Source organism: Flavivirga amylovorans (assembly GCF_030540875.1).
Classification (GTDB): Bacteria; Bacteroidota; Bacteroidia; order Flavobacteriales; family Flavobacteriaceae; genus Flavivirga; species Flavivirga amylovorans.
Genome location: NZ_JAUOEM010000002.1, coordinates 144568 through 156349 on the forward strand (window position 1 = coordinate 144568; position 11782 = coordinate 156349).

The 11782-nt window shown below is 29.9% G+C and carries 13 protein-coding genes and 1 tRNA gene; 5 read left to right on the top strand and 9 right to left on the bottom strand.

Annotated features, from left to right (window positions below):
* The first annotated feature begins 23 nt into the window (after positions 1–23).
* The gene (locus Q4Q39_RS05815) at positions 24–818 is read left to right on the top strand and encodes a universal stress protein (protein ID WP_303281467.1); all 795 of its coding nucleotides are present in this window, start codon (positions 24–26) and stop codon (positions 816–818) included.
* 144 nt (positions 819–962) lie between these two features.
* Here Q4Q39_RS05815 and Q4Q39_RS05820 read toward each other — a convergent pair whose 3' ends face one another.
* Positions 963–1820, bottom strand: a complete 858-nt coding sequence (locus Q4Q39_RS05820; RefSeq protein ID WP_303281468.1) for an alpha/beta fold hydrolase — start codon at positions 1818–1820, stop codon at positions 963–965.
* A gap of 54 nt (positions 1821–1874) precedes the next feature.
* Here Q4Q39_RS05820 and Q4Q39_RS05825 point away from each other — a divergent pair, with 54 nt between their 5' ends.
* A complete protein-coding gene (locus tag Q4Q39_RS05825; RefSeq protein ID WP_303281469.1) occupies positions 1875–2504 on the top strand; it encodes a TetR/AcrR family transcriptional regulator in 630 nt (209 codons plus the stop codon).
* A gap of 117 nt (positions 2505–2621) precedes the next feature.
* Here the strand turns inward: Q4Q39_RS05825 and Q4Q39_RS05830 are convergent, their stop codons facing one another.
* The 5 genes from Q4Q39_RS05830 to Q4Q39_RS05850 form a co-directional block, all read right to left on the bottom strand.
* Positions 2622–3236 carry a UPF0158 family protein gene (locus Q4Q39_RS05830; protein ID WP_303281470.1) on the bottom strand — a complete coding sequence of 205 codons (615 nt, stop codon included), beginning with the start codon at positions 3234–3236 and terminating at the stop codon, positions 2622–2624.
* A 15-nt stretch (positions 3237–3251) separates the two neighbouring features.
* Positions 3252–3866 (bottom strand): hypothetical protein, encoded by a 615-nt coding sequence (locus tag Q4Q39_RS05835; protein ID WP_303281471.1) that lies wholly within the window; start codon positions 3864–3866, stop codon positions 3252–3254.
* Between the two features lie 40 nt (positions 3867–3906).
* A complete protein-coding gene (locus Q4Q39_RS05840) occupies positions 3907–4563 on the bottom strand; it encodes a hypothetical protein (RefSeq protein ID WP_303281473.1) in 657 nt (218 codons plus the stop codon).
* Positions 4564–4733: 170 nt separating this feature from the next.
* The gene (locus Q4Q39_RS05845) at positions 4734–5210 is read right to left on the bottom strand and encodes an NADPH-dependent FMN reductase (RefSeq protein WP_303281474.1); all 477 of its coding nucleotides are present in this window, start codon (positions 5208–5210) and stop codon (positions 4734–4736) included.
* Between the two features lie 253 nt (positions 5211–5463).
* Positions 5464–6516, bottom strand: a complete 1053-nt coding sequence (locus tag Q4Q39_RS05850) for a glycoside hydrolase family 113 (protein WP_303281475.1) — start codon at positions 6514–6516, stop codon at positions 5464–5466.
* Between the two features lie 324 nt (positions 6517–6840).
* On the opposite strand from Q4Q39_RS05850, the gene Q4Q39_RS05855 reads away from it, so the two are divergent.
* From Q4Q39_RS05855 to Q4Q39_RS05865, 3 genes are all read left to right on the top strand, one after another.
* Positions 6841–7347 carry an RNA polymerase sigma factor gene (locus tag Q4Q39_RS05855; protein ID WP_303281476.1) on the top strand — a complete coding sequence of 169 codons (507 nt, stop codon included), beginning with the start codon at positions 6841–6843 and terminating at the stop codon, positions 7345–7347.
* Complete coding sequence (locus Q4Q39_RS05860) at positions 7344–7934, top strand: hypothetical protein (RefSeq protein WP_303281477.1); 591 nt, start codon at positions 7344–7346, stop codon at positions 7932–7934. The genes Q4Q39_RS05855 and Q4Q39_RS05860 overlap by 4 nt, the downstream gene beginning before the upstream one ends.
* Before the next feature lie 167 nt (positions 7935–8101).
* A tRNA-Ala gene (locus Q4Q39_RS05865) sits at positions 8102–8175 on the top strand.
* A gap of 198 nt (positions 8176–8373) precedes the next feature.
* On the opposite strand, the gene Q4Q39_RS05870 is transcribed toward Q4Q39_RS05865, so the two are convergent.
* From Q4Q39_RS05870 to Q4Q39_RS05880, 3 genes are read right to left on the bottom strand one after another with little or no spacing between them, the layout of a single operon-like run.
* A complete protein-coding gene (locus Q4Q39_RS05870; RefSeq protein WP_303281478.1) occupies positions 8374–9501 on the bottom strand; it encodes a glycerate kinase in 1128 nt (375 codons plus the stop codon).
* Positions 9502–9512: 11 nt separating this feature from the next.
* Positions 9513–11159 (bottom strand): sodium:solute symporter family transporter, encoded by a 1647-nt coding sequence (locus Q4Q39_RS05875; protein ID WP_303281479.1) that lies wholly within the window; start codon positions 11157–11159, stop codon positions 9513–9515.
* An 11-nt stretch (positions 11160–11170) separates the two neighbouring features.
* The gene (locus Q4Q39_RS05880; protein ID WP_303281480.1) at positions 11171–11776 is read right to left on the bottom strand and encodes a GNAT family N-acetyltransferase; all 606 of its coding nucleotides are present in this window, start codon (positions 11774–11776) and stop codon (positions 11171–11173) included.
* Positions 11777–11782 lie beyond the last annotated feature (6 nt).

Genomic DNA, 11782 nt, shown 5'->3' on the forward strand with positions numbered 1-11782 from the left:
TTAGTCAGTAAACTATATTTATTATGAAGAATATTTTAGTTCCTGTTGGATCATCAAAAAATAGTTTAAATCACTTACAGTATGCTGTAGATTTTGCAGAAGCTTTTGGTGCTAAGCTTTTTATTGTTCAAATATATAATGTCTATACCAAAGCAGGAACCATGATTAAAGTAGATCATATAATTGAACGAGAAAGTAAATCTTTTTTAAACGATTTAGTGTCTAAGATTGATACTAAAAATGTTCAAATTGTTAAAAAGACTTTAAAAGGTAAGTTGGTTAGTACACTTGAATTGGCAAGTAAAACCGCTAATATTGATTTAATTTTGGTTGAACCTAGAACTAATTCTATTAGAGAAGAGGTGTTTTTAGGCAAAACTTCAGGAAAGATTATAAAACAAACCCAGATTCCAGCATTAATTGTACCCGAAGGATACAAGTTTAAACCGTTTAGTCATATTTTATTAGCTATTAAATCTGCGATAATAAAAAAAGACGATGCTTTAGATCCTTTGTTAAGTATTAAAAATAATTTTAAAGCTTCGGTAAATATGTTATTGGTCAAAACACCTTATTATAATGAGGGTGATTTTAATATAGAACAAAAATTGTTAGATACTGCAAATAATATAACCGAGACAGAGAATGCGACAACGTTTCATGGCGTATTGCAGCATTTAAAGTCTTTTAACCCAGACATGCTTTGTGTTGTTAGGCGTAAAAGAGGGTTTTTTACTAAAAAATGGGAAAAGAATGTCATTCTGAAAAAAGACTTCTCAAGTTCCATACCTGTTTTAGTTTTAAGAGGATTGAAATAGTTAATAATCTTCGTATGTAGTGTTGAAATACATACTATCAATATTGTCTGTTTGATTTGTTATATGTTTTAAATCTCGAGATAAATTGAAATTAGTTTAAAAGGAAAGGTTTGTTTTTTTAAGTCAGATCTTTGTTGTAGCACATTATTTTTCCATAATAATATTTTCAATTTCCTCATTTTGTATTTTATTTTGAACGTGTTTAGAATTTTCAAACAATTTACTTTTTTTTAGTGATGGAAATATTCTTGATGCTCTTTTTATCATTTTATTTCCTGGAAAAAGTATGTCATTTTTACCAGCAAATAATGTTATAGGTGTTTTAATAGACTTAGCTTTAGTTTTATTTATTACTGGTAAAGATGTAAAATCCATTTTGAAATGTAAAAATACTTTTGAAAGATATTTAATTGCAAATTCATCACGTTCGGTAAATACTTCATCCAAAAAACTTTCAACATATTTAGTTTTTTGTGTTTTCATGTACCTTTTCATTGGAATAAATATTTTAAATAAAGCTTTAATTGGGTTGCCATTTACAATATAAGCTGGGGATGATAAAAAAACTTCCTTTATTTTACTTTCGTCGTATTCAAGGGTTTTTAATATAACGAATCCTCCAAATGAAAATCCTGCCATTATAACATTATCAATATTTAACGATACAATAACTTCATCCATCCATTTTCCATAAGAACTATCTTTCATACTTAGTCTAGTATTAGCACTTTTATTTGGTTGAGCAAGAACATCAATTGCATAAACTCTAAATTTTTTAATTAAATTAGGATATGTTTCAAATGCAATCGGTGCACAACCATTTGAACCGTGAACTATTATAATTGGTGGATTTGAAGAATTTCCACTTACAATAATATTGGTTTCACCATAACTGGTTTCAACATTTAAATATTGATAGTCGATATTTAAGTGTGCTAATTTTTCATTGTAAAGACTAATAATTTCCTTTTTCCCTTCTTCCGATTTGAATAAAGATTTCATTTTATTATTTTTAGGACAAATTTACTAAAATTAAATATTAGGGCAAGTTTACTAATGAGAAACACTAAAAAAAATATTCTATCTACTTCTAAGCTAATGTTTAACAAGAAAGGATACAGCCATGTAACAATTAGAATGATAGCGTTGAAACTAAAAATTAGTTCAGGCAACCTAAACTATCATTTTAAAAAAAGGGAAGATATTTTGGAAGCCCTATATTTTGAAATGGTTTCAGAATTTGATAGTAGAATTAAACATTTAGATAAAAAAGAGATTACTCTAAAAACCATAAAAAAGGACATACATCTAAGTATGCAAAGAATGATAGATTATCGTTTTTTTTGGACAGATTTATATAATTTACTTCGTCAAAGCAAGAAGATAAAAACGCATTTTGAAGAAGTATATACTAATCGAATTAAAGGGTATCATTTCTTATTGGACACTTTAGTCAATATAGGATTAATTCAAAATTTTGAATTTGTATATGAAAGACAATTCTTGATAGAAAGAATGATAGGTTTTAGCAATACTTGGATATATAATTCTCTAATTTGTAATGAAAAAATAAATGCAGAGTACATAGATTTACAATCTGATAATTTGCTTTATATGTTGTATCCATATTTTACTGATTTAGGTAAAGAGCAATACAAAAGTCTTACTTCACATTTTTTTGAGTAATGTCTAACCTTTTTTAAGGATAGGTTCTTGTAAGTAAATATAAAAAATTAAAATAGTGGTGGAATTTAGTGGTAGCTTTTTGCACTTAAATGATTTTTTAAGCTAAAGAGTTTCCATTCATTTCCAAAACTTCCACCATATCTTTTTGTAAGTACTACCTAATGATTTTCCTTTATCATCTTTTGTGAGGTCAATAGTAATATTACCGTCATCTTCTATTTCCCAAACTTTCGTACTGTTGATATTAATATTATTCAAGTTTAGAAAAGATTCTGCTTTCGATAAAAGGATTTCATTTTTATATTTGTTCCAGTTCTTAATAATATCCTTATTACTTTCAATCTCAAATTTTCGATTAAATATTGTTCTATCTGTGTTTAAATAAAGGTTTTTAATTCTTTCCTTTTCATTCTCATCATTAACAGAATCAAGAAATTCAATCAATATCTTTTTTCTTTCGTTAAAAGATAATCGAGGTACTTCAATTATTTGATTATCATTGTTTTCTATTCTTTGAATTCGATTTATTAAATCATTTTCATTTTTTTTAGAATAGGATGTCGAAGTATTTTTTGCAAGATTAAAATTATCATCAAGCATAAAATAGTCAGTTGCCAAAATGGAAAAAAACTCATTAATTTTTTTATCTAAATAAAATACTTCATTCAAACTAAAAGGTGATTGAGATATTCCTATCATTAACCAATTTAATACTTGATTTTCATTATCCATTTTTAATCGAAATATTTATTTACAATCAGATTGTACAATTTTATTTTTCCATTGAATCCAATATTCTTGCAATCCTTCAGGTGTAGTTTTTAAGTCACTAATATCCAAAGATTGTCCATTTATCAAAACCTTACTTAGTTCCTCTTTTCTTCTAGATAAAGCAGGTTTATGGTTCCACCCACCAGCATGGTCAAAAGATGTATAGGCATCACATTTTGCTTTAACAGCAATAAAAGGTATTGATAATTTGTAAGTTACAATACCAGACCCCATGCCTTCAGTAGTCATAGTAATGTTTGAAAAGTCTACTTTAGAGTATTCGCCTTTCTTATAAAGTTCTTTCAATTTATCACCTACTGCACTGGACATTTTATTCGAAAACTGATGCGCTATGTCTGAGCCATCAATGAATTCTGGTCCATGATATTGTCCTTCGCAACCATAATTGGAACAAGTTATTTCAGTTTTGTCTTTAGTTATATGTGTATTTATGTTTTCAGGTCTGTCATGATTAAGAGTATCCTCACTAAATGTTGTGTTGCTTGACACTATTTTAGGAGACATGTAGGAAATTAAGAGCCCTACAGCAAAAACAATAGCAATTTTGAATATTACAGGTTTCAATTTCATTTTAATTCTTTGTCTTTTTCCTTTTCGGTAATGTTATTTATTAAATCTTAAATTCTTTTAAAGGGATATTAGTATCAATATTAAATAGACTTGAGTCTAATTTCTTGTGAAGAATATGAATTGCTGTATATTTTAGATGAAAGGCTGGTGAAGTCATTTCATATTTTAAACAATGAGACTTCGCTTTAGAATAAACTGTTGACGCGTAACCAAAATTATAATTCTCGAACCGCTCTATATTTAACTTCAAATAATCAGGACTATAATAGTATTTATAAACAAATATGTAATCATTATTATCTATGATATTTTTTGTTTTGAACTCAATCATATTACATTTACGACCTAAAATATTTTCTTCAATAGATTCTTTATTAGTAATCTCGATTAATTTTGATGAATCGTTTTTTTTGATGTTATAAGTGTAGAGTGTATCGACTCCAACTAACTTCATATACATCATTCCTTTATCTGGATGTAATATTTCTTCTTTAATTCCTCCTTTGTGTTTTGTGTTATAGAGGTTTTTGATATAGCCATCTTTAATATATACAGTTAAAGTATCACCGTAGCCATTATCGTTAGATTCAATTTTATAGGTTATAATACCTTCAAAAAAATGTTTCTGTTGTGAATTTGTGTATTGAATTGAGAATAAGAAAAATAGAATAATAAATAACGTTCCTTTCTTTGTCATATAATTTCAGTATTGTTACAAATGGTGTAATAAACACAACAAGGTATTTATTTTAACACTTTTTAAAGATACCTCCTACAAGCAAATAAACATAACTATTTAAAATAATAAATCAAAAAGATGATGGTTTTTTTGTCCAGCTGTCAAAATATTCAACAAAATTTCTTAATTCAGTTTCTGTTTTCTTGTCCGATATTTTTCCCTATTTTACTTTTTACTCCTTGAATTAAAAGAGTTGTTTCGTCCGTAAATTTAGTTTGGATAGTTTCCATAATCAGTTTCAGTTCTTCGTGTCCTTTTAGTCCACTTGCAGAAGCTGTAATAAGTCCAATTGACTTGTCAGAGAAAACAGTTGTCGATACGCACCATTCAATCAAATTTTTTAAACCACTCGGAATACTGAAAACATATTCTGGTGTACAAATGATAATTCCGTCTGCATTCGCAATTCTATTCCGAAAGGCAACAATTTGTTCAGGTACATTTTTGTCCGTCAGTTCTGTATTAAAATGTGGTAATTCGGTCAAATCATCTATAATATCCAAATTGAAATTTGATTTTTTAGATTCCGCTATCCACTTGAGAATTGATAGATTTGCAGAACTTTGACTAGCACTTCCACAAATTCCAATTATATTTTTTATCATTCAATTTGTATTCTTAGTAGCTTTTTCAGCTAGCAAAACCGCACTATTCTTTGATTAAGTACTAACACTTATACATTATTTTTATACGTTGTGGCTGTTGCGCAACTAACTTTTTTAAGTAAATTTTGTTATTTCCACGAATTTCAAAAAACATTACTCCTAAAAATCAGTGATTTGTAAGTTTAATAAAAGCTAAAAATATATGGTTCCTTAATTTTTTGGGTTGTGCAACATTCACCGTTGTTATGGGCTTTTATTTAGAGTATCTTTCTTTTATAATTTTTTCTACGGGTTTGTCATTAACATACCAACCATTTCCATTAGGGTTATTAACCTCTCCGTTTGAAAGTATTTTCCATTCCCAAAAAAAGCCTCCAGCAACCCAATCTTCATCCCAAAAAGTATCATAAAAAGCAGTATAACCGCTGTTTTGAGCTTCAAAATTATGATTAGCTGTAGATACGTCTCCCAATAGCCAAGCTTTCCAAGCTGCATAATCTATACTTCTATACCCATACTCTGTAAATAAGATGGGTTTATCGTAGGTACAGGACAAGTCTTTTAGGTTATTCTTTATTGGGCTTAAAGCTTGTTTAATTTCGTTAACAGTAGGTGTCTCCTTATTAACTAAAGGAAAATAAGAGTTTACACCTATATAGTCTAAATCCTCCCAAAAAGAAACCGATTGATACTCATCCCAATTGGCTGCGTATGTCAATTTTAAATTAGGAAAGTCTTTTCTAATACTAGCAATCAATGTTTTAAAAAATTGAGGGCGTCTTTTTGTAAATTCTTTAAGCTCGTTACCTATGGACAGTAGTTTTACTTCAGGAAATTCTTCAGATAGTTTTGCAAATTCGTAAAACAGTTCTGTATATGTTTTTTCTATGGGCTTCCATTCTTCTTCGGTGTTTACATAAAAATCTCCCCAAAAACCAGAACCATTTACAGTCCAAAAAGACGTCAAAGGTTTCAACATTATATTACTTATTCCACTTTGTATCATATTAGGAATAACAACTTTCATTAGCTCAACTTCATCATTTACATCAAAACAAGGATGATTATCACATAACTCTTCCAATTGTACTAAAGGAGATAGTGCTACCCAATTAATATTAGTTTTTTGAGCTAAATCAATTATCTTTCCATCGATTCTAAGCCTATAAACTTGAAGAATAGAACCGCCTTTTATTTTGTCGTTTGCGTTTATTTTTTCAGTAAGGCAATCTTCAGGAAATCCATCACCCTCCTTTTCACAAGAAAAAAAAGCCATGGCTATACAAAATATGAGTAGTCTTTTCATTTGATATTTAAGTCAAAAGTAGTGCCGATTATGTTTATTAGCAATCAACACTACTTTTTTAATTTTGTGTTTAGGTGAGAGTACTTGTCTATAAACACACCTTATAGTGTCTTTATATAATACTTTTTAAATATAGTTGCTACAGGTAAATAATCATAATTATTTTAAATAATAAATCAAAAACGTGGTGGGTTTTGGTGGTGGGTTTTAGCACTTAAATGATATTAACATAGTACTTTCAAGTTTATAATGTAAAATAATATCCAATAAAGTGTCATATTTTTAAAACTTTGCTAACTAATATAGTAGAGATAAGAACTAAAAATGGAAAAAGAACATAAAACCATATTTCTTAAAGCACTGGAAGAAAATCAGCAGAGACTGTTTCGGATTTGTTTAATTTACTCAAAAGATGGGGAAGATGCTAAAGACCTTTTTCAAGAAGTGTTGGTTCATATATGGCAATCAATGGCTATGTTTAAAGGTAAATCTTCCTTCGGGACTTGGATGTTTAGAATCGCCCTAAATGTTTGTCTTCAATTCAAATCTAAACACACGAAGAACCAAAGTCGGTTAATAAAATTAGATAGTGTTACAATTGCCAATCTCTGGTCTGAGGATAAGATTGAAGAGCCAAATGAAAAGCTAAAGCACCTAAGAAAATGTATAAAAAATCTAAAGGAAGGGAATAAGGCAATTATCTCCCTTTATCTGGAAGAGCTTCCTTATAGGGAAATTTCAAGTATTCTTGGTTTGACTGAAAATAATGTAGCGGTAAAAATCAAGCGAATTAAATCGAAATTATTAAACTGTATAAATGAAATATCATGATAGAAGATGAATTGATTAAAATCTGGCAGTCGTCAAGCAATCAGGAACTTATAAAGTTCGAGAAATCAAAATTGATGATAGAATTACAATCAAGTTTAGGACGTTTATACCGCTGGTGGAAATATATAGAACTTGTAGAGGTGATTTCTGTAATTATTGGTATTCTATCATTTGTTTTCATCGCTTATTGGGTTCCTTTTACTACTTCTAAAATTGCTTCTGTATTAATAATTATCTTTAATATTAATATATTAATTCAAGTGCTTGGCATAAAAAAAATTAAACCTAATGATTTGGAAGAAAATTACCTTGAATATCTCAAAAAGACAAAGAAATATCTTGAATCCCAAAAGAAATTGCTTGAAACTGCTGTTTATTGGGTGGTTTTGCCGATTTATCCAATATTGCTGCTCTTTTTTATTGGTCTTTGGAAGATGTCCTCAACACGCTATTTAATAGTTGTAATTTATTTGGTTGCCATAGGAATGGGGATTTACGGATATTTTTTAAATAAAAAAAGAGTGAAAAATGAAATTGACCCAAGAATAGATAGGGTTGATGAATTGATAAAAACGTTAAAAGAGTAAATCTAATATATTTTTAACGCTAAAAAAATTAAAAATGGTGGTGGGTTTTAGTGGTGGGTTTTTGCAACTAAATGCATACATTTGCATCATTATGCAGGTAAATGCAGCATAACTTAAATGTTGTAAAATACTTGTAAACACTGGAAAGTGTTGTGAATAAAGGTAATGGGGATGTAGCTCAGTTGGCTAGAGCGCTTGACTGGCAGTCAAGAGGTCGTCGGTTCGAATCCGATCTTCTCCACTTAATAATCAGACAGTTACATTGATTTGTGATTGTCTTTTTTTAATTCAGCATTTTTGTTATATGCAGGTTTTATTTCAGTTTTTCAATCCGAAAAATGAGATGGAAAACAAAACGAAATAAAATTTAGCATTTTCTTTCGCAAAATTCTTCATTTGTAAAGCTTGAAAAGTTGGTATAATTTTCAATTTATGAGACTTATTTTAAAAATTCTTTAGCAAACTTAGTGGTCATTGTCTTAACATAGCCATAACCGTTTTTCATGGCGTCTTCCAATCCTTTAGCGTAATTCATAACGGCATCGGCATATTGAATTCCAAAATCTTCTGGATTTTTACCTTCTAAATCTATAGCACCACAAAAAGCTGCTACGTGTATCTGTTTCGCTTTTGCGGAGGCTAATACGCCTTGTATTGTTTTTCCAGACATGGTTTGTGTATCCAATTTACCCTCGCCAGTTATAATCCAATCTGTATTTTCTAGCTTAGTATCAAATTGTGCTAAATTTTTAATCAGTTGGATCCCTGGTTCTAAATTTCCATTTAGAAATACTTTTGAAGCAATACCCATGCCTCCTGCGGCTCCAGCTCCTTTTACAGACTGAGAATCAATATTAAAAACTGCATTTAGAATTTTTGAAAAATGGCTGAGTCCTTTATCCAGCATTTCAATATCAGTTGACGATGCTCCCTTTTGAGCTCCATAAACATGAGCTGCTCCATTTAAACCGTACATCGGATTAGTAACATCGCAAGCGACACTAAAATCAACTTCATGTAAGCCATCGTATACATTGGAAACATCAATAGATTCTATTTGTGATAAATTTGCACCAATAGGTTTTACTTCATTATTCTTGTTATCTAAAAACCGATATCCTAAAGCAGTTGCCATACCAGTACCACAATCGTTTGTGGCACTTCCGCCAATACCTAAAATGATTTTTGAAGCTCCTTTTTTAATAGCATCTAGAATCATTTCTCCTGTCCCTAAAGTCGTAGCATTTTTACAATCAAATTGTTCTGGCTTTAAAAGTTTCACACCCGAAGCTTCTGCCATTTCAATAAAGGCCGTTTTCGAATCTTTAGCATATAAATAAGAAGCTATTATAGGTTGAAAAAACGGGTTGTTAACAGTAACATGAATCACTTCACCTTTGAGATAATAATTCACGACTTCAATAGTACCATCGCCTCCATCGGCTAATGGTAATTTTACGATTTCAACATTAGGCGTTATAGCCTTAATACCAGCTTCAACTGCATTACAAAACTCTAAACCTGTTAAAGAATTTTTAAACTTATCTGGTGCTAAAACAATTTTCATACGTCAAACCTTTAACTTAATAGTGCTGGTAAAAAATAACTAAGGATTAGAATAAATACAAAAAAGGTTAGAAGGATATACACTTCTTTTATCATGAAATCTTTCTTTACTATTTTGACGTTAAAATTGGAAATCTTTTTAATTTCCGTTTTACTTGTTAAAGCGCTAACACCATAAGCGACTACCAATGCTATAATAACACCCGTAAAGTTTAGCCATATCCAAAAGATATTAAATCCTAAATCGAGATGAAATAATTCTTGAATGGTTTTTGAAAACACTAAGTTGATAAGTACAGCAGAGATAATAGCGGCGTTCATACCTATATGATTGACTTTTTTTGAAAAGAAGGCTAAAAAGAACGTTACTAATACCGGACCATAAAATACAGAACCAATAGCATTTATAATTTCTATTACCGCACTTTTACTTCCACCAAATAAGAAGGCACTAGCAATACAAACAGTGCCCCAAAAAACCACTGACCCTTTTGATATAAACATGTATTTCTTGTCTGTTAATTTTACTTTACCTCTATTAAAGAAATCTTCTACTGTTACCGCAGAAAGAGAATTTACCGTAGAACTTAAAGATGACATAGCTGCCGATAATATTCCTACCATCAAAATCCCAATTAAACCATGAGGCAAATATTTCATAATGAAAACAGGCACCATTAAATCTGCTTTTACACCATGTGTAGCGTATTCATCGGGAAAATACTTTTGAGTAGTCATCGCAATTTCTTCAAGAAAATCTGGCGCTAGAGTAATCAAACCTCCAATTACTAAACCCATAATACAGTATATTAAAACCACTGGAAATCTTAAAAGCCCATTGGCTAATAATAGTGTTCTTATTGTTTTTTCATCTTTTGCAGACAACATACGTTGCGCCTGAGTTTGATCGCATCCGTAATAGGAAGCATAAAGAAAAAAGCCTCCTATTATCATTGGTAACAGACCATATTCATTCCCTTCCCCTATTCCTAAATTGTAATCTATAACTTGTAATCTTTCAGCATCAAAACCGGTAGTTAAACCGCCATGTTCTTGGAGTAGATTCCATCCAAAATATAAGCAAATAATTAAGCCTGAAAATAAAATAACCATCTGTATAGCATCTCCCCACACAACAGCTTTCATTCCTCCTTGCCAAGAGTAAATAATAGTAATAACACTTATTATTAGTATTGTATAAACAAAGTCAATATCTAAAACTGCTTGTAATATAATGGCAATAGTATAAACCATTACTCCAGTTCCGAGTGCTCTACTTATTTGAAAAACGATACTTAATATTAATCGTGTTGATGTGCTAAAACGTTTCTCTACAAATTCATAAATACTAACAACTCCTGATCTAAATAAAGGCGGAATTATCACTATCATAATAAAAATCATGGCTAGAGGAACTGCAAACTCAAAGGTTAACCATTTCATTCCTCCTCCTAACTTTAGACCTACAAAAGCAGGGGCTGAAATAAAACTAATAGCAGATAATTGAGTTGCCATAGTTGATAAACTTAATGGAAACCATCCCATACTTTTGCCTCCTAAAAAGTAATCTTTAGAATCTTTATTCTCCTTAAAAAAGAATCCCATTCCTAAGAAAAATATAATATAAAATATGACGATACTATAATCTAGCCAATTCATAATTTAAAGCTTTAGTGTTTAGTTAGTTTATTCTTTAATTCTGTTTTCACTGTTTCAAACCATTCATCTTTTAGAATGCTTAATAAAATGACATCTGCTCTTTCCTTTCCATCAAATGATGGAATAAAATTTCGTAATAGGCCTTCTTCACTACAACCAACACTTTTCATAGCGGCTATACTTATTTTATTTTCGACATGCGCACCAAAACCTACACGTTCTAATTCTAAGATTTCAAAAGCAAAGTCAAAGAGTAAATATTTGCAGCGTTTATTTAACCCTGTACCGCGAAAATCCTTTCCGTACCATGTATGTCCTAATTTAATAGTTTTTAATTCAGATGAATAATCATAAAATCGTGTTGTTCCAGCATATTGCTTTTTTATTTTATCAAAAACTACAAAAGGATATTCTTTTTGAAGCTTTCTTTTATGAACAGTTGATGAAATATAATTAGTTAAGTTTTCTAAACCGTTACCTTTATCAAGAAAATAGGTCCACAGGTTTTGTTCATTTGAAATGCCCAATAAATACTCAATATGTTCTATTTTAAGGGGCATTAGTTTTACATAACCATCCTCTAAAACATAATCCTGTGAGAAATCTAATTGTGGCATTTGTAT